12 protein-coding genes and 1 riboswitch are annotated in these 18,827 nt (G+C 64.2%); of the genes, 2 read left to right on the top strand and 10 right to left on the bottom strand.

Annotated features, from left to right (window positions below; translation table 11 throughout):
• Positions 1-2 precede the first annotated feature (2 nt).
• Positions 3-461: an Imm26 family immunity protein gene (locus ACJRPG_RS13775; RefSeq protein WP_408000661.1), complete on the bottom strand. Its 459-nt coding sequence runs from the start codon at positions 459-461 to the stop codon at positions 3-5.
• A 37-nt stretch (positions 462-498) separates the two neighbouring features.
• Positions 499-801, bottom strand: a complete 303-nt coding sequence (locus ACJRPG_RS13770) for a ferritin family protein (RefSeq protein ID WP_408000660.1) — start codon at positions 799-801, stop codon at positions 499-501.
• A 106-nt stretch (positions 802-907) separates the two neighbouring features.
• Positions 908-1,008, top strand: a riboswitch (TPP riboswitch).
• A gap of 55 nt (positions 1,009-1,063) precedes the next feature.
• Between ACJRPG_RS13770 and ACJRPG_RS13765 the strand changes: the two genes are divergently transcribed.
• Entirely contained in the window at positions 1,064-3,163 is a 2,100-nt protein-coding gene (locus tag ACJRPG_RS13765) for a TonB-dependent siderophore receptor (protein WP_408000659.1), read from the top strand.
• On the opposite strand, the gene ACJRPG_RS13760 is transcribed toward ACJRPG_RS13765, so the two are convergent.
• Genes ACJRPG_RS13760 through pnuC form a run of 3 tightly spaced genes read right to left on the bottom strand, consistent with a single transcriptional unit; the run spans position 3,160 to position 5,022 of the window.
• Positions 3,160-3,867, bottom strand: a complete 708-nt coding sequence (locus tag ACJRPG_RS13760) for a hypothetical protein (RefSeq protein WP_408000658.1) — start codon at positions 3,865-3,867, stop codon at positions 3,160-3,162. The two genes, ACJRPG_RS13765 and ACJRPG_RS13760, sit on opposite strands and share 4 nt — an antisense overlap.
• Positions 3,868-3,871: 4 nt before the next feature.
• Positions 3,872-4,393 (bottom strand): AAA family ATPase, encoded by a 522-nt coding sequence (locus ACJRPG_RS13755; protein WP_408000657.1) that lies wholly within the window; start codon positions 4,391-4,393, stop codon positions 3,872-3,874.
• Positions 4,390-5,022 (bottom strand): nicotinamide riboside transporter PnuC, encoded by a 633-nt coding sequence (pnuC, locus tag ACJRPG_RS13750; protein ID WP_408000656.1) that lies wholly within the window; start codon positions 5,020-5,022, stop codon positions 4,390-4,392. Before pnuC ends, ACJRPG_RS13755 begins: the two co-directional genes overlap by 4 nt.
• A gap of 120 nt (positions 5,023-5,142) precedes the next feature.
• Here pnuC and ACJRPG_RS13745 point away from each other — a divergent pair, with 120 nt between their 5' ends.
• Positions 5,143-7,101, top strand: coding sequence for an alpha/beta hydrolase family protein (locus ACJRPG_RS13745; protein WP_408000655.1), 1,959 nt, complete (start codon positions 5,143-5,145; stop codon positions 7,099-7,101).
• A gap of 33 nt (positions 7,102-7,134) precedes the next feature.
• Here ACJRPG_RS13745 and ACJRPG_RS13740 read toward each other — a convergent pair whose 3' ends face one another.
• The 5 genes from ACJRPG_RS13740 to ACJRPG_RS13720 all read right to left on the bottom strand — a co-directional run bounded on the left by ACJRPG_RS13740 (position 7,135) and on the right by ACJRPG_RS13720 (position 18,725).
• Positions 7,135-9,270 carry a S46 family peptidase gene (locus ACJRPG_RS13740; RefSeq protein ID WP_408000654.1) on the bottom strand — a complete coding sequence of 712 codons (2,136 nt, stop codon included), beginning with the start codon at positions 9,268-9,270 and terminating at the stop codon, positions 7,135-7,137.
• A 119-nt stretch (positions 9,271-9,389) separates the two neighbouring features.
• Complete coding sequence (locus ACJRPG_RS13735; protein WP_408000653.1) at positions 9,390-10,763, bottom strand: efflux transporter outer membrane subunit; 1,374 nt, start codon at positions 10,761-10,763, stop codon at positions 9,390-9,392.
• Entirely contained in the window at positions 10,760-14,026 is a 3,267-nt protein-coding gene (locus tag ACJRPG_RS13730; protein WP_408000652.1) for an efflux RND transporter permease subunit, read from the bottom strand. The genes ACJRPG_RS13735 and ACJRPG_RS13730 overlap by 4 nt, the downstream gene beginning before the upstream one ends.
• Positions 14,023-17,121, bottom strand: a complete 3,099-nt coding sequence (locus ACJRPG_RS13725) for an efflux RND transporter permease subunit (RefSeq protein WP_408000651.1) — start codon at positions 17,119-17,121, stop codon at positions 14,023-14,025. The genes ACJRPG_RS13730 and ACJRPG_RS13725 overlap by 4 nt, the downstream gene beginning before the upstream one ends.
• Entirely contained in the window at positions 17,118-18,725 is a 1,608-nt protein-coding gene (locus ACJRPG_RS13720) for an MdtA/MuxA family multidrug efflux RND transporter periplasmic adaptor subunit (RefSeq protein WP_408000650.1), read from the bottom strand. Before ACJRPG_RS13720 ends, ACJRPG_RS13725 begins: the two co-directional genes overlap by 4 nt.
• Positions 18,726-18,827 lie beyond the last annotated feature (102 nt).

Raw genomic sequence — 18,827 nt, 5'->3', positions numbered from 1 at the left:
GCTTACTCCAGCAGTTTGGTCAGCAGCAGCTCGGTGGAACCGTAGCCGTACAGGGTATCCAGCTCCAGGCCCTCGGTTTCGTAGGGCACGGAGACTTCTTTTTCCGGCTTGGCCGGGTCGTCGGAATAGGTGGCGCGCCAGGCCCGCTTCAGCGCATCGGCGCGGCGGATGAAGACAGGCACCGGCCAGTCGGCGCGGTCGAAGTGCCCGGCCTCGCCGAGGATGGGCCAGCGGCCATTGTCGAGCGCCATGTCGCCGGTGCGGATGGCCTTCAGCGCGTCGCTCGCGCGCAGGCCCTGCACCTGCTCCAGCGTGGGCAATTTCTCGAACTTCGGCCCGAACAGGTAGGCCAGCATGATCTTCCCTTGCGGGGACAGGCGGGCAACCAGTCCGGTGGCATAACCGCCATTCCTCAGCGGCACGGCAAACAGGCTTCCTTCCCGGTACGGCAGCAACTTCATTCACATCCTTTCCTTGCCGCCGTACCGTTGCGGAGTCTCAGTCTCCGTAGTGGTACTGGGCGGCGATCGGTCCCGCCTTGAACAGCGCTTCCTTCATTTCCTTGTCCAGTTTCGGATCGCGGCGGCGCACCCATTCCAGCAGCATCGCCACATGCTTGCGCGTGGCGTCGCGCTGGTACCCCATCACCAGCTTGAGTTCGGGGTCGGTGCAGGCTTCAAAACGCTGATTCTGCGTATCCAGCATCTCCAGCTTGCCGATCAGCGAAGTTATGGCCCGGTGCATGTCGAGCACCTGGGCGTTCAGCGCCTCCCGTGGCTCGACGACGTGTTCCTGCGTCATGGCAGTCTCCTGTAGAAATCTGATGAGCACATTGTCCGCCGCCGGGGCGCATTTCTCAAGTGTAGCGAGGGCGGCGAACAGGCGGCGCACGAAATGTGTTAAGCTTCGGCCTCGCTAGGGGTCCTGGGACTTGGATGTTCCGGGTGAGAGATACCCTCCGTACCTGATCTGGATAATGCCAGCGAAGGAAAGCGCAAAGTTGCATCCTCCCTCCTTTGAGTGCTCTCCCCGCGTTGGCTCGACCGAAGCATAAGAGCACAACATGACCAAGACGAAATTCGCAGCAAGCGCCGCCGCACTGGCCGTCGCACAAGCCTTCCCTTCCATCGCTGTGGCGCAGGCCAATGAGGCGCAGATGGCGGAAGTGGTGATTACCGCCACCCGCACCGCCGCCGAACGCGCCTCCGTAGCCGGCTTCTCCGACGCCCCGCTGCTGCAGACGCCTGCCTCTGTCAGCGTGATCACGCGCGAGCAGATGCAGGAGCTGAACATCCGCACCACCACCGATGCCTCGCGCTACGACGCCAGCATCAGCGACGCCTACAACGCCGTCGGCTATGCCGAGCAGTTCTCGATCCGCGGCTTCAAGCTGAATAACGCCAACAGCTACCGCAAGGACGGCCTGCCGATCTCCGCCGACACCCAGATTCCTCTGGAAAACAAGGAGGCCATCGAAGTGCTGAAAGGCCTGTCGGGCCTGCAGGCCGGCGTGGCGGCGCCGGGCGGCATCGTCAACTACGTGACCAAGCGCCCCACCAGCAGCACCCAGCGTTCCGCCCTGTTCGAAGTCAGCGAGCGCGGCACGCTGCACGGCGAGGCCGATTTCGGCGGCCGTTTCGAGGACCGCCGTTTCGGCTACCGCATCAATGTGGCGGCAGACCGCCTGCGCTCCTACATCAAGGGTGCGGACGGCCACCGCAACTTCATCTCCGGCGCCTTCGACTGGCAGATTTCGCCGCAGGCCCTGCTGCAGGTCGACGCCGATTACCAGAACAAGGCCCAGGTCTCCGCGCCCGGCTTCCAGCTCATCAACGGCGTATCGCTGCCCGGCGTGCCGGCCGATACGATGCTGAACAATCAGCCCTGGAGCTTCCCGGTCAAGACAGAGAGCAGCAATATCGGTGCACGCTTCCAGTACCAGTTCTCCTCCGAGTGGTCGGCCACCGTGAGCGCCAACCGCCATCTGTTCAAGCGCGATGACTACACGGCCTTCCCTTATGGCTGCAGCGCCCAGGAGCTGTACCCTGGCTTCTGCGCGAACGGCGACTACGATGTATATGACTACCGCAGCCTGGGCGAAAAGAAGAAGCCTGCCGCCGCACAGGCCATGCTGCAGGGCCGCTTTGCCACCGGCGCCCTGCGCCACGAATTCACCGGCGGCTTCTCCTACTACGAGAACCATGAGTACTGGGGCGACTACCTCTACGACTGGGCGGGCGTGAGCAATATCTACCATCCTGTGGTGGTGCCGCCGGTTGGGCTGAGCAGCGGCCCGGTATCCGAGCGCCGCAACGACCACGAACGCGCGCTATTCGTGCAGGACATCATCGGCTTGAGCAGCGAGCTGAAACTGCATGCCGGCGCGCGCTATGTGAAGCTGAAACGCAACGAGGTGGACGTGGCGCCGACGAATGCCAACTTCTGGCTGCCGAACGTTTCGCTGGTCTACAGCCCGCGCAGCAATGTGGCGCTGTATGCGTCCTACGCACAAGGCCTGGAACATGGTGGCATCGCGCCGATCGAAACCACCAACCAGAACCGCGCGCTGGCGCCGGGCAAATCGAAGCAGGTGGAATTCGGCGCCAAGGCCGAGGTCTCCGGCATCAGCTATGCCGCCGCCCTGTACCAGATCGACAAGGGCCTGGAATACACCGATGCCTCCAACACTTTCGTTCGCAACGGCGAAGCGCGCCACCGCGGCATCGAGTTCTCGGCACAGGGCAAGCTCACGCGCGAACTGCTGGTCGGTGCATCGGCCACCGCGCTGCATACGGAGCAAAGCGGTACCGGCCTCTCCTTCTACGACGGCAAACGCGTGACCAACGTGCCGGCCGTGAAATCGACCCTGTTCGCGGAATACAGCGTGCCGCAGCTGCCTGGCCTGAAAGTCGGCGGCGACTGGCAGTTCACGGGCAAGAAGGCATTCGATGAGCAGAACACGGTCATGGTGCCGAAGTACCATGTGCTGAACCTGGGCGGTTCGTACTCGACGAAAGTGGCGGGCATGCCGCTGGTGGTGCGCGCGCAGGTACGCAATGCGCTGGACCGCTTCTACTGGCGCGACGTGACGCCGGACCTGGGCGGCTACCTGTTCCCGGGCGCGGAACGCACCTTCCGCGTATCCGCGCAGCTGTTCTTCTAGAAGATGTACTGGACCCGCATGGTGAAGCTCTTCGCCCTGCGGTCCGAATTCTTGCCGAGCAGCCAGGCCGCCTCGTACTTGATCTGTTGGCGGCCTGCGTCCACAGTCCCGAACAGCGCCGGCCCCACACGGTGCGACTGTTCGTGCACGCCCTTCCAGTCGTTCCACTTCCCTACTTCACCGAAGCCCTGCACGCCGGGCTGCAGCCAGGGCTTCCAGCGCTGCTTCACCTGCCATTGGTAGACCAGCTCCGTATCGGACGCAGTACCGGTATCGAACTCGCGCTGGAGGAATACATTGAAGTTGATCTGCGTGCGCCAGACCTGGGTTTGCAGCACCGGCCCGATTTCGACGCTGTAGCCGCGGTCCTTGCCGCGTTCCACCAGCGTGTGCAGGGCCGCATCGATATCGTACTGCCCCTGCGTGAGCATGAAATCGTTCTGCCAGGAGGTGCCGACGTAGCGTGTGCGCTCGCCGTTGAACTGGATCCAGCTGCCATATACCTCGGTGTACCAGCGCTCGGTAACGCCGTAGCCGAAGCCGATTTCCGGCATAGCCGTGCGGCGGTCGCGGTAATGGGCATTCCAGTATTTGTAGTCGATGGAAGCCTGGCCGGCGACATCGTAGACGGACACCAGATAGTAGCCGGTCGCAGCGCTGGCAACTTGCGGCAGCAAGCTGGCGATGGCGAGCAGCTTCTTCATGCGTCTACTCCTTTCCGAGTACCTTCGCTACCTGTTCCAGGCGTTGGTCGAGCGGGCCGCTGACACGGGTGTACTGCACGCGGCGCGCTTCCAGTTCTTCATCCAGCAGGCGGTTGATGATGGCGCTTACGTCCTCCGATTCGCGGTGCAGGCCGTCCGGCACCCATGGCAGGTCGGCGGCGCACACCAGCGTGAGGTCGTAATGGCGCGACTGCAGCAGCGCTTCCAGGTCGGGACGGATGCCGCCGAAATAATGCCTGCTGTAGACCGCCGTCATCAGAGGTGTAGTATCGCAGAAAATAAAATTTCCACCACGCACAATTGCCGCCTGCTCACGCTCCACTTGCGTTTGAGCAATATGAATCTGGTCCTCTTCCACGGGAACGCGCTGCACGGTGTCGACAAATTCGCGCAGGTACTCGGGCACCCAGATGGCCCGGTAGCGTTCGGCCAGGGCGGCGGCCAGCGTGGTCTTGCCGGAAGACGCGCTGCCGATGATGGCAACGCGCAGCGGTGCAGCGCTCACTTGAGCACCATCGCATCGCCGGCGGCCAGGCCTTCCGGAGCGCCCTGCATCGCGCGGCGCCAGGCCACGAGGCCGATAGCGGCCATCACCACGAACATCGCATACAGCACGGCCGTCAGCATCAGGCCTTTGTGCACGTACAGCGCAACGTAGAGGATATCGACGACGATCCACACATGCCAGTTCTCCAGCTTCTTGCGCGACAGGAGCAGCTGGCCAACCAGGCTGCCCGCCGTGAGGAAGCCGTCCGCATGCGGCACATCGGTATCGGTAAAGGACTTGAGGAACCAGGCCAGCACGCCGAAGCCAACCAGCCAACCGGCAATCGCCAGCCAGCGCCCCTTATTTGCCAGCACCGTTACCGGCAGCTGATCGTGGCTGTCGTCGCCGCGCAGCCATTGATACCAGCCCCAGACCGACACGGTGATAAACACCAGCTGCAGCGCCATATCGCCATACAGCCGCGCGCGATAGAACACCACGCCGTAGGTGGCCGAGGAAACGATGGCGAACAGCCAGGCCCAGTGGTTCTGGCGGATATTCAGCCAGACCACGGCGACGGAGAGCGCGAAAGAGATCAGTTCCAGCGGTGTGGTGGACAGGCCGAACAGGGTCAGGGATTCGTTCATGGGCGCGATGGGGAAGGACGCCGGATTATGCCACGCAGCACAAATTCTCTCCAAATATTGCAGTAGATAAACATTTTCCAGGGTGATAGATTTCTGTTATCAACAATAACGGGTACCTTCATGAAAAAACACATGCCGGCTGCGCTCCTGCTCGCCACCTTCGGATTGACCGCCGCAGCGCAAACGGCGCCGGTGAAAGTCCCGGTGTCGGCATTCGCCAAATTCGACCAGTTCTCGCAGCCCCGGATGTCGCCGGATGGGAAGCACCTTGCAGTCACAGTCAATATGAAGATAGGTAAGCGCCTGGTGCCGACTATTACCTTCTACAGCCTGCCTGAGCTGAAAATCGAAGCCACCGTGCGCATGAAGATATTTGAAGTGCCCGCTTACTACACCTGGGTCAGCAATGACCGGCTTGTCGTTACCAAGGCGCTCGAAGTGGGTTCGCGCGAGGTGCCCCAGCTGACCGGGGAGATCGTCGCCATGAACTACGACGGTAGCCGGCAGGAATACCTGTACGGCTATGACTATCTCCAGTATGGCAGGAATCCCACCCGCTATGGCGACGACTATGGTTTCGCCTACATTGCCGACATCCCCCTTGTGCGCAATAACACGCTGATGCTCGGCACCCGCCTCTGGCGCACGGAGCACAGCGAGCTCCTCGATGTCGATACGCTGAGCGGGATCCGCAAGCAGAAGGCCATGCTCCCCTACCGCGGCATGCAATTTACCGTGCGGAACGATGGCGTGCCTGCTTTCGCCTTCGGCTATGACCAGGACAACCTGTTCATGCTGTACCGGTACGACGCGGCGGCGGCCAAGTGGAACCGGGAAGACGGCAAGCGGGTTGGCAGCTCGCTGCGTCCGCTCTATATCACTGCAAACAACCAGGAATTCATCGGCACGCATTCCGCAAACGGCGGCCCGGATACCATCGTGCGTGAAAATATCGCGACGGGTGAACGCAAGGTGATCGCTGCCGACGGCGCGAACAGCATATGGATCACAATGAGCGGCAGCCGGCGCGATATCCCGATTGCCGCCATTACCAGCGTCGGCCGGCCCCGCGTTATCTACTTCGACGAAACGGACGCGGAATCGAAGCTGCACAAACTGCTCAGCGCGCAATTCCCCGACAGCGTTGTGCGCTTCGTCGACTTCACGGATGACGGCAGCAAACTGCTGTTCAAGGTTTCCAGCGACCGCGATCCGGGCAGCTACTACCTGTATAACCGCAGTACCAACGGCGCCGACCTGCTGCTGACCGCGATGGAAGACATCGAGCCGGAGCAGATGGCAGAACGCCAGCCCATCAGCTTCGCGGCACGCGACGGCCTGCCGCTGCACGGCTACCTGACCAAACCCTTGAACAGCGCGGGCAAAAAACTGCCCATGGTTCTGTTGCCGCACGGCGGTCCTTTCGGCCCGCGCGATGACTGGTATTTCGACACTGAAGCGCAGTTCCTCGCCAATCGAGGCTACGCCGTGCTGCAAGTGAACTTCCGCGGCTCAGGGGGCCATGGCGACGCATTCCGTACAGCCGGCTACCTGCAATGGGGCGACAAGATCATCGATGACCTGGTGGACGGCACGCGGCACGTGGTTGCACAAGGCGTGGTGGACGGAAAGCGAATGTGCGTGTATGGCGGCAGCTTCGGCGGCTATGCGGCGCTGCGCCTGGCCGAGCGCGAACCGGACCTGTTCAAATGCGCCATTGGCTACGCCGGCGTGTACGAGCTGGGCCTCGTCCACGAGGAACACGAAACAAAAACGTCCAAGCGGACGGCCAAGTTCTTTGCCGATTCGCTCGGCAAGGACAAGAAGGAACTGGAACGCATATCACCAACCCGGCATGCGGATGCCATCAAGATTCCCGTGATGCTGATCCACGGCGGCAAGGACGAGACGGCGCCAAAGGAGCATGCCTTCCTGATGAAGGCCGCACTGGAGAAAGCCGGACGCCCGCCGGAATGGTATTACGTGGACTATGAGGGGCACGGATTCTACGATACTGAAAACGTATCAGAGGTCTATAACCGGCTGGAAGCCTTTCTCGCCAAGCATATCGGCAAATGAAAAACGGGGCCTTGGCCCCGTTTCTGTTTGCGCTTACTTCTTAGGATACTTGATTGTCATCTCTTTGAGCAGGTTATCGGCGTGGTCGACTTCCTTCATCACCCATAGCATGTAGCGCACATCGAGGTGGATGGCGCGCGTGATGTCGCGGTCGAAGTACCAGTCCTTCGTGATCGACTCATAGGTCGAATCGAAGTTCAGGCCTACCAGTTCGCCGCGCTTGTTTACGATGGCGGAACCGGAGTTGCCGCCCGTGGTGTCGGCACTGGACAGGAAGTCCACCGGAACGGTACCCAGCACCGGATCCTTGAACTGGCCATAGCGCTTGGCCTTGATCGCCTCCAGCAGCTTGGCAGGGGCGTCGAACGGATCCTTGCCGGTGTGCTTCTCGACGATGCCTTCCACGGTCGTGAACGGGCCCTTGCTCATGCCGTCACGCGGCGAGTACGGCGACACGGTGCCGTAGGTGATGCGCAGCGTGGAGTTCGCGTCCGGATAGACAGGCTTGCCCTGCGACTTCTTGTACGCGATCACGGCTGCCATGTACTGCGGGATCACCTTTTCCAGGTTGCCTTCCACTTCCTTGGTGCGCTCCTCCAGCGAGGAAGCGATGCCGTTCAGTTTTACGGCCAGCTGCATGAAGGCGTCGTTCGACTTGGCCAGCGCTTCGGCGTCCTGGTCCAGCAGCGCAATGCGCTTGGCAGTGGTGCCCAGCTCCGTGGCGGCATATATCGCATCCAGCGCCTGCGGCGACGGCAGCAGCGCGTCCAGGCCTTGCGGGTGGGACTTGGCCGGCAGCGCGGCGTAGCGCTTCAGGCCTTCCGCGAAGCGGGCCTTGTCCACATTCGCGTCAAACGACTGCTCCAGGCGGTTCAGGCGGGCCTTGATGAAGCCCAGGTCGCGGTCCTGGTAGCCACTCTCCCGTTCGGCGTTCGGCTTTTTGCGTTCCAGCGCCAGGCGGTACAGGGTACGGGCGCTCTTCAGCAGGTCGCTGTTGGTGGCCACGCCCCATGCGAACTGCTCCTGGTCCAGCGCCATATCGGCGGCGATGGCGGCATCCAGTTCGGCCAGCAGGGTTGGTGACACATTCGGCTGCTTGGCATACCAGGCGCGGAATTCGGCATCCTGCACGTCCTTGATGGCGGCGATGTCCTTGCGCGCGAAGCCGTCCATCAGGCCCTGGGTCTTCTTCATCCGGTTGTTGATGGACTTGACCACCGAAGCGTAGCGCACGGCGGCTGCATCGTTGCCCTTGGTGGCAGCGGCGATGGTATCCAGGTCGGCCTGGTACTCCTTCACCTGCAGGGGATAGCCCATATCGCGCGCGTAGCGGATTTCGGACGGCAGCTTGTAGCGGCTGGTGCGGCCCGGATAGCCGGCCAGCAGGATAGGATCGCCGTTCTTCAGGCCTTCAGCCGACACCACGAGGAAGTCCTTCGATTTATACGGCACGTTATCCGGCGAAGGATCGGCGGGACGGCCATCCTTGCCCACGTAAGCGCGCAGGAAGGAATAGTCGCCGGTGTGGCGCGGCCATTCGTAATTGTCGATATCGCCGCCGTAGTTGCCGATCATGTCGGCCGGCGCATACACCAGGCGCACGTCGCGGATCATCATCTGGCGGATGCGGTAGTACTCCAGGCCGCGGTGGAAGGCAGGCACGGAGCAGCGGTACATCTTGTCGGTTTCGCACTCGGCGATGAGCTCCTTTACGCGGCGCTCGATGGCCTCATGGCGTTCCTTGCCGCCGGTCTTCTCCAGGCCTTTCAGCACGCGGGCGCTGACGTTCTCCACCTTGTCGGTGACATACACCAGCGTATTCGGGCCGCCCGGCAGTTCCTCGGCGCGGGTCTTCGCGAGGAAGCCATTGACGATGTAATTCTTCTGCGGCGTGGAATTGCGCTGGATCGCGCCATACGCGCAATGATGGTTCGTGACCACAAGTCCATCAGGCGACACGAAGGATGCGGAACAGCCGCCCAGCGACACGATGGCGCTCATCGGATGCTTGGACAGGTCGGTCAGCTGTTCGGCCGGAATCTGGATACCGATGCGTTTCAGCTCCGCCTTCAGTTGCGGCATCTGGTGCGGCTGCCACTGGCCCTCATCGGCCATGGCGGGAGCGAAGGCGGCCAGCAGCGCGGCCGGCAGCAGAAGAGATTTGATCAAGATGTGTCCCCTGAATGATTTGGAAGCCCCGGCAGTATAGACCTTCCGCCAGGCACTGAAAATGCTATTTTCACCACACCACAACCTGACACCCGGGTGCCTGACCCCATGGTGTCAGGTCAGAGGTGCCAGCCGCCGCCGAGGGACTGGATCAGGGCGACGGCGGTGGTTTGGCGGTCGGATTGCACTTGCAGCAGGGCGCGGCGGGCGTTCAGGGCAGTGACCTGGGCTTGCACGACCTCCGTGTAACTCACCTGCCCCGCGCGGTAACGATTGATCATTTGCTGCTCGACCTGGTCGGCCGCTTCGGATGCTTGGCGGCGCAGGTCCTGCTGCTGGCTCAGCACGCGCGTCGCAGCCAATTGGTCTTCGACGTCGGCGAAGGCGTTCAGCACCGTCTGCCGGTATTGTGCGATGGCCTGCTCGCGCGCGGCCTTGGTCTGCTCTACCCGCGCGCCGATGGCGCCTGCGTTGAAGACCGCTTGCGCGGCCGACACCCCCAGCGACCACAGGCTGTTCGAGGCGCTGAACAGCCCCGAGACCTGGCTGGCGCCGAAACCGTATGATGCGCTCAGGTTCAGGCTGGGGAAGTAAGCCGCGCGGGCAATGCCGATCTGCTCATTCGAGGCAGCCACGCGGCGCTCCGCCGCCGCAATGTCCGGACGGCGCTGCAGCAGCGTGGATGGCAGGCCGACCGGCACTTCGGGCACCGTCAGCTGCCACCGCGCGGCCGGCAGCGAGAATTCTGCCGGCGCCTTGCCGAGCAGGATGGCGATGGCGTGTTCGAGCTGGGCGCGCTGGCGCACGAGCGTGAGCTGGTCGGCGCGCGCGTTGGCGAGCTGGGTCTGGGCCTGGAGCAGGTCCGACTTACCGGCTACGCCTGCGTCCAGCCGGTTCTGGGTGATCTGCAGCACGCGCTCATAGCCTTCAACCGTGGTGTCGAGGAGCTGCTTCTCGGCGTCCAGGGCGCGCAGCGACAGGTAGTTTGCCACCAGCTCACCTTGCGCCGACAGTTTCGCCGATGCGAGTTCCGCCGCGCTGGCCTGCGCACTCGCTTGCGCGCCGGTCACGCTGGCGCGCAGGCTGCCCCAGATATCAGGCTCCCAGCTCGCACCGAGATTGACGCGGTAGTTGCTGCTGGTGCGCGTGTCGCCGCCTCCGCCGGAGCGGTTGCCGTTGGCGTCAAGGCTCACCACCGGGAACAGCGAGGCGCGCTGCTCGGCCACGATGGCGCGCGACTGCGCATAGGCCGCCGCCGCAGCGGCAACGTTCTGGTTATTCACTTCGATGCTGGAGGCGAGCTGGTTCAGGGTTTCGTCACCGAACAGCGTCCACCAGGGGCCGCGCTCCAGCGCATCGGCGGGCGCCGCCGGCTGCCAGCCTTCCGCTTCCTTGAACTGGGCAGGGTTGGCCGCCGTGGGCACCTCGTATTTCGGGCCGACTGCGCAGCCGGTGGCGAGAATGGCAGCGGCGATCAGGGTCAGTTTTTTCATGGCGATGGCGCTGCCTGCGGAGCATGCGAGCGGCTGAGTTGTTGTTCGTCGGGGCTGCGCGTGCGCAGCTTGTCCATCAGGATGTAAACGACCGGGGTGGTGAGCAGCGTAAGCAGCTGGCTGGCTATCAGGCCGCCGATGATGGCGATGCCCAGCGGCTGGCGCAGTTCCGAGCCTTCGCCAAAGCCGATGGCCAGCGGCAGCGCGCCCAGCGCGGCTGCCAGCGTCGTCATCAGGATCGGCCGGAAACGCAGCAGGCATGCTTCGCGCACCGCTTCCACGGCACTGATGCCGCGCGAGCGTTCGGCTTCCAGCGCAAAGTCGATAATCAGGATTGCGTTCTTCTTCACGATGCCGATCAGCAGGAAGACGCCGATCAGTGCAATGATGGAGAACTCCATCTTGAACATCAGCAGCGCCAGCACCGCACCAACACCGGCCGAAGGCAGCGTGGAGAGCACGGTAATCGGGTGCACAAGGCTTTCGTAGAGAATGCCCAGTACGATGTAGATCACCACGATGGCCGCAAGAATCAGCAAGGGCTGCTGCTTGTTCGAGTCCTGCGCCGACTTGGCGGTGCCCTGGAAGCTGCCGCGCACATTGTTCGGCATGCCGATATCGGCTTCCGCCTGCTTCACCGCTTCCTGCGCCTGGCTCAGGCTGAAGCCATCGGCCAGGTTGAAGGAGACCGTTGTCGCCAGTTCGCCATCCTGATGGTTCACCGAAGTCGGTGTGGAGCTTTCGGCGAAGCTGGCGATGCCGGACAGCGGCACCATATTGGATGCGGCCGTGCTCAGGGCGGAGCCGCTGGATGCGTCACGCAGCGCGGCGACATTGTTGGCGGAGCTGTTCGCGCCGCCGGACGTCGCCGTTGACGTCGCCGCCGCCGTGCCCGAAGCCGCCGCGCCAGTTGTCGCGCCTGATGCCGTGCCCCGCGCGGGCACGTACACGTCCCGCAGTGCTTCCGGGCTCCGCGCAAATTCGGGAGCGACTTCCATCACCACCTTATATTGATTCAGCTCGTCGTAAATGGTGGCAACCTGGCGCTGGCCGAAGGCGTTGTACAGTGCATTATCGACGTCGCGTACGGTCATGCCGAGCCGCGACACCGTGTCCTTGTCGATGGTGACGAAGGTTTCGACGCCGTTGTCGGCCTGGTCGGTGTCCACATCGGTGAGCCCCGGCTGCGCCTTCATCGCATCGGCCAGCCTGCTGGCCCAGCGCTTGAGGTCTTCGCGGTTGTCGCTCTTCAGCGTGTACTGATAGGTGGAATTGCTTTGCCGTCCGCCCATGCGCAGGTCCTGCACGGGATTGAGGAACAGCGACACGCCCGTTACCTTGGCCAGTTTCGGCCGCAGCCGGGCAATCACCTGCTGGCCGGTCTCCGTGCGTTCCGATACGGGCTTCAGGTTCACGAACATGAAACCGCCCCCCGCCCTGGCCCCGCCCGTGAACCCGACAACCGTTGCCACGGCAGGATCGGCGCGGATAATGTCCACCAGCTGGCGCAGCTTCTTCTGCATGGCCTGGAAGGAAATGCTCTGGTCGGCGCGGATGCCGCCATTGATCTGGCCAGTGTCCTGCTGCGGGAAGAATCCCTTCGGCGCGGCGGCAAACAGGTAGACGTTCAGGCCTACCACGAATACCAGGATCAGCATCACCAGCCACACGCTGTGCAGCGCCCAGTCCAGCGAATGCTCATAAGCGCGGTGCACGACATTGAAGCCGCGCTCGAAGAAGCGCGAAATGCGGCCGGGCGGCTTGCGGTCCTGTTCCGGCTTCAGCAGCCAGGCGCACATCATCGGCGTGGTGGTCAGCGAGATCACCAGCGAGATCATCACCGCCGCGGACAGCGTTACCGCGAACTCGCGGAACAGGCGCCCCACCTGACCGCCCATGAACAGCAGCGGAATGAAGACCGCTACCAGCGAAAGACTGATCGACAGTACCGTGAAACCCACCTCCTTCGCGCCCAGCAGCGCGGCCTTGAAGCGGTCCATGCCCTCTTCCACATGGCGTGCCGTGTTCTCCAGCACCACGATGGCGTCATCGACCACGAAGCCGGTGGCGACGGTCAGCGCCATCAGGCTCAGGTTATTCAGGCTGAAGCCCAGCAGGTACATCACGCCGAAAGTGCCGAGCAGCGACACCACCGTGGCAATCGCGGGAATCACGGTGGCGCGCGCGCTGCGCAGGAAAGCGCTCACCACCAGCACCACCAGCACCACGGAGATAATCAATGTAAGCTCGATTTCATGCAGCGAGGAGCGGATGGAGTTCGTACTGTCCGAGGCGACGGACAGCGTCACGTCCTGCGGCAGCTGCGCCTGCAGCTGCGGCAGCAGGTCGCGCACGCTGTCCACGGTTTCGATCACGTTGGCGCCCGGCTGGCGCGTGACCAGGACGATCACCGCAGGCTGGCCGTTATACAGGCCCAGCGTGTTCTTGTTCTCGGCGCCATCTTCCACGCTGGCCACGTCGCGCAGGCGGATCGCGGCGCCGTCGCGCCAGGCGACGACCAGGTCGCGGTAATCCGCCGCACTGCGCCCGCCGGTAGCGGTGCTGTGCGCCGAATAGATCTGCAGACGGCGCCCTTCGCTTTCGATCGCGCCCTTCGGGCGGTTCGCGTTGGTGGCCTGGATTGCGGCGCGCACGTCCTCCATCGACACGCCGTATTTGTTCAGTGCATACGGCAGCAGCTCAACGCGCACGGCAGGCAGCGAACCGCCGCCGATTTCCACATCGCCCACGCCCTTCACCTGCGCCAGCTTCTGCTGCACGATGTTCGATACGGCCTCGTAGATCTGGCCGGGGCTGCGCGTTGGCGATGTCAGCGCAAGGATGATCACCGGCGCATCGGAGGGGTTCGCCTTGCGGTAGGTGGGATTGCTGCGCAGCGTGGAAGGCAGGTCCGCGCGGGAAGCGTTGATCGCCGCCTGCACTTCCCGCGCAGCGGAATCGATCTTGCGGTTCAGGTCGAATTGCAGGTTGATACGCGTGGAGCCGCTGCCGGACGAGGAAGTCATCTCGTTCACGCCCGCAATCACCCCGAGGCGCCGCTCCAGCGGCGTGGCCACACTGGTCGCCATCGTTTCCGGGCTCGCGCCCGGCAGGCTGGCGCTGACGGAGATCGATGGGAAATCGACTTGCGGCAGCGGCGACACCGGCAGCACGAAGAAGGCGCCGATGCCCGCCAGCGCCATGCCGATGGTCAGCAGGACCGTGGCGATGGGCCGCCGCACGAAGGGTTCGGAGAGGTTCACGTCCTTGCTCCGTCTTCGGAAGGCGCAGCCGTGCGGCGCCTCCAGCGTTGTCCCAGGCGGTCGAATGCGAGGTAGATCACCGGCGTGGTGTAGAGCGTCAGCATCTGGCTGACGATCAGGCCGCCGAAGATGGCCAGGCCCAGTGGACGGCGCAGCTCGGCGCCCTCGCCCCAGCCCAGCATCAGCGGCACGGCGGCAAACAGCGCGGCCAGCGTCGTCATGAGGATCGGACGGAAGCGCAGCAGCGCGGCCTGGTGGATTGCCTCGCGCGGAGGCTTGCCTTCGTCCCGCTCCGCCTCGATGGCGAAGTCGATCATCATGATCGCGTTCTTCTTCACGATACCGATCAACAGGATGATGCCGATAATGCCGATCACGCCAAGGTCCTGCCCCGAGACCATCAGCGCCAGCAAGGCCCCCACGCCCGCCGACGGCAGTGTGGACAGAATCGTCAGCGGGTGGATATAGCTCTCATACAGCACGCCCAGCACGATGTAGACGCAGACCACGGCGGCAAGGATCAGCCAGAGCTGGTTGGTCAGCGAGTTCTGGTAGGCGCCTGCCGCACCGAGGAAGGTCAGCGTGACTGAGCCCGGCAGCTTGATTTCGGCAGCCGCCTCGCGGATCGCATCCACGGCCTTGCCCAGCGCCACGCCGTCGGCGGTATCGAAGCCCAGTGTCGTAGCCGGATACTGCGCCACGTGCGTGATCTGCAGCGGCGCGGGCTTCTCGACGATGGTGGCAATCGCTGACAAGGGCGTCGGCTTGCCGCTGCCTGTGCGCACCTGCAGGTTGCCCAGCGATTCAGGCGTGGTGAGGATATCCGGCCGCGATTCGAGGATCACGCGGTACTGGTTGGTCTCGGTGAAGATGGTCGATACGATGCGCTGGCCGAAAGCGCTGTACAGCGCGTCGTCAATCGCGGCGGCGGTGATCGACAGGCGCGACGCAGTGTCGCGGTCGATGCTGATATAGGCCGCCGCACCGGTGGCGCCGGCATCGGACACCACATTGCGCAGCTGTTTTTTTGAAGCCATCTGCGTGGCCAGCTTGTTGGCCCACTCGGTCACGCTGGCCGTATCGGCGCCTTCGATGGAAACGCGGTACTGCGTCGGCCCCGTTTCGGCATCGATAGTCAGGTCCTGCGTCGGCTGCAGGTAGATGCGCACGCCCGCCACCTCCGCCACGCGCTGCCGCAGCCGGTTCATGATGAGCTCCGGGTCGCCGCGGTCGCGTTTCAGGTTGATCAGCATGCGGCCTGTATGCAGCATGGTGTTATTGGCCGCATCCACGCCCACCACGGAGCTGAGCGATTCAACCTCCGGATCTTCCAGGATGACCTTGGCCGCCTGCTGCTGCAGGTCCGCCATGCGCGCATAGGACACCGCCTGCGCCGTCTCGATGCGCGCCTGCAGCTGGCCCGTGTTCTGCGTCGGGAACAGCCCTTTCGGGATCAGGATATACAGCAGCACCGTCAGCAGCAGCGTGGCCAGCGCCACGATCAGCGTGAGGCCCTGGCGTGCCAGCACCCATTGCAGCGAGCCGTCGTACTTGTGGATCACCTTGTCGAAGAAGCGCTGGATGCGGGCGCCCATGCTGCGCGGATTATCGTCCTTGTGGCTGGTGAGCCAGCGCGCCGACATCATCGGCACCAGCGTCAGCGACACCACGGCGGAAATCAGGATGGTGATGGACAGCGTAATGGCGAACTCGCGGAACAGGCGTCCCACCACATCGCCCATGAACAGCAGCGGGATCAGCACGGCGATCAGGGACACCGTCAGCGAGATGATGGTGAAGCCGATCTGCGCCGCCCCCTTGAGCGCGGCGGCCATCGGCGTTTCGCCCTCTTCGATATAGCGCGCGATGTTCTCGATCATCACAATCGCATCATCGACCACGAAGCCGGTGGCGATGGTGAGCGCCATCAGGCTCAGGTTATTCAGGCTGTAGCCGAGCAGGTACATCACGCCGCAGGTGCCGATCAGGGAGATCGGCACGGCCAGGCTGGCGATCACCGTGGCGCGCACACTGTGCAGGAAGGCAAAGATCACCAGCACCACCAGCACCACGGCCAGCACCAGTTCGATCTCCACATGTTCAACCGATGCCCGGATGCCGCTGGTGCGGTCGCTCAGCACATCCACCCGCATCGCGGCCGGCAGGCCGGCCTGCAGCTCCGGCAGGCGTTCCTTGATCGCGTCCACCGTGGCGATCACATTGGCTCCCGGCTGGCGCTGCACGTTGAGGATGATGGCGGGCTTGAGACCAGACCATGCGCCCAGCTTCACGTTCTCCGCGCTGTCCACGACCTGCGCCACCTCGTTCAGGCGCACCGGTGCGCCGTTGCGGTAGGCGACGATCAGGTTCTTGTAGTCGTTCGCCGTCAGCAGCTGGTCGTTGGCGTTGATGGTGAAGGAGCGCGTGGGGCCGTCGAAGCTGCCCTTGGCGCTGTTGGCATTGGCCGCCGTGATCGCGGTGCGCAGCGTGTCGAGGCCAAGGCCATAGCTGGCCAGTGCCAGCGTATCGGCCTGGATCCGTACGGCGGGCCGCTGGCCGCCGCTCAGCGACACGAGGCCCACGCCGCTGACCTGGCTGATCTTGAGCGCCAGCCGCGTGTTGACGATGTTCTGCACTTCGGTCAGCGGCATCGTGTCCGACGTGATGGCCAGCGTGAGCACCGGCGCATCGGCCGGATTCACTTTGGCGTACACCGGCGGCGCCGGCAGGTCGGTCGGCAGCAGCGAACCGCCCGCATTGATGGCGGCCTGCACTTCCTGCTCCGCCACGTCCAGGGTCTGGCCCAGGCCGAACTGCAGCGTGATGATGGAGACCCCGGCCGCGCTGGTGGAGCTCATGCGCTGCAGGCCGGACATCTGGCCGAACTGGCGTTCCAGCGGCGCGGTAACAGTCTGGCCCATCACCTCCGGGCTGGCGCCGGGATACAGGGTCTGCACCTGGATCGTCGGGAAATCGACCTGCGGCAAGGCGGACAGCGGCAGGAACTTGAAGCCGACCAGCCCCGCCAGCACGATCGCCAGCATCAGCAGCGAGGTCGCTACCGGGCGCTGGATGAACGGTGCGGATGGACTCATCGTGCCGCGCCCGGCCGGGTGGTATCGCCGCGTGGGGCGCCTACGCCCGGCGCCGTGTGCGCCGCATCGGCTGCGCTGCCCGGAGCGCTGCGCCCCCCGGCGCCCGGCATCGAACGCTCCTGCGCTTCGGCCGGCTGGCTCGGGCGGCGCTGGCGCTGCGTTTTCTCGGCATCGGACTGCACGGCGCCGCCGCTGACATCGGCCGGCTGCGCGCCGGCGCGGCGCTGGCCGCCTTCGCCGCCCGCACCATCCGCCGCCCCTTCAGCCGCGGCCGATGCATCGGCTTCGGCGCGGCGGTGGCGGCGGCCGGTTTGTTCGCCTGCAGCACCGCCGGCGCCCGCAGCGCCCTGCCCGCGCCGGCCCGCGCCCGGCGCATCGCCCGGCAGCGTTACCTTGGCGCCGTCCTTGAGGCGGTCGGCGCCTTCGGTGATCACGCGTTCGCCTGGCGCCAGCCCCTTCACGATCTGCACCTTGTCCACCGTGGCCTGGCCGCGCGTCACCGAGCGCATGCTTACCGTGCGGTCCTGGTTCAGCACATACACGTAATCGCCCTTGGTGCCGTGGCGCAGCGCGGTCACCGGCACCATCACCGCCTCCCTGATGGTGCGCAGCTCGAGGCGCACGTTCACGAACTGGCTCGGGAACAGGGTGTTCTTCGTATTTTCGAAGCGTGCTTTTGCGCGCACGGTGCCGGTCTGGGTATCGACCTGGTTATCCAGCGCGGAGAAGCGGCCGCGGTCCAGCTCCGTGGTGCGGGTGCGGTCGAAGGCCAGCACCGGCAGCGTGGCGCCGGAACGCACCGGCGTCATCACCTCAGGCACCTGGTCCTGCGGCACCGCGAACTCCACATCGATCGGCGACAGCTGGGTAATGACCGCGATGCCGTTTGCATCGCCGGAGCTCACCAGGTTGCCCACATCGACCACACGCAGGCCTACGCGGCCGCTGATCGGCGCCACCACGCGCGTATAGCCCAGGTTCAGTTTCGCCGTGCCTTCCGCGGCGCGGTCCGTCATCACCGTGCCTTCCAGCTGCTTGACCAGCGCGGCCTGCGTGTCCACGTCCTGCCGCGCGATCGAATCCTGCGACAGCAGCGTGCGGTAGCGTTCCAGGGTGAGGCGCGCATTTTCCAGCTGCGCCTCGTCGCGCTGCCGCTGGCCGGTGGCCTGCAGCAGCTGCATCTCGAACTGGCGCGGGTCGATCTGCGCCAGCACCTGCCCGGCCTTCACCATCTGGCCTTCCTTGAACAGCACCTTCTGCAGGATGCCCGACACCTGCGGGCGCACGGTGGTGGTAGCCGCCGCGGTTACGGTGCCCAGCGCATCCATGGTGACCGGCAGGTCCATCTTTTCGGCAGCCGCCACGCCCACGGTCGTCGCGGGCGCACCACGCCGTCCGCCTCCGCCGCCTCCGCCCGGCCCGCCCGGACCGCCTGCCGCTGCGCCGTTCTTGCCGCCTGCCGCCGGATCGGGGTGCGTCAGGTGCCAGGCAAGCCAGCCAAGGCCGATCATGGCAAGAATGGCGATGATGCCGCCAATGAGCTTGGCGCGGCGGCTGCGGCGGGGCTGGACGGAAGGCTTGGATGGCGCAACGGGCGAGTTCATCGCTTTTCCTTTTTTTGTGTTCGTTTGAGGCATATCAGAATGTTAAAACGACTCTATCACAGCGTTTTGTGCGTTTTGCGTCACTCTGGATACAATTGACAC

The sequence above is a fragment of the Pseudoduganella rhizocola genome (genome assembly GCF_045984285.3).
Classification (GTDB): Bacteria; Pseudomonadota; Gammaproteobacteria; order Burkholderiales; family Burkholderiaceae_D; genus Rugamonas.
The sequence above is the reverse complement of the archived record's forward strand: the minus strand, read 5'-3'. Positions and strand labels throughout refer to the sequence as shown.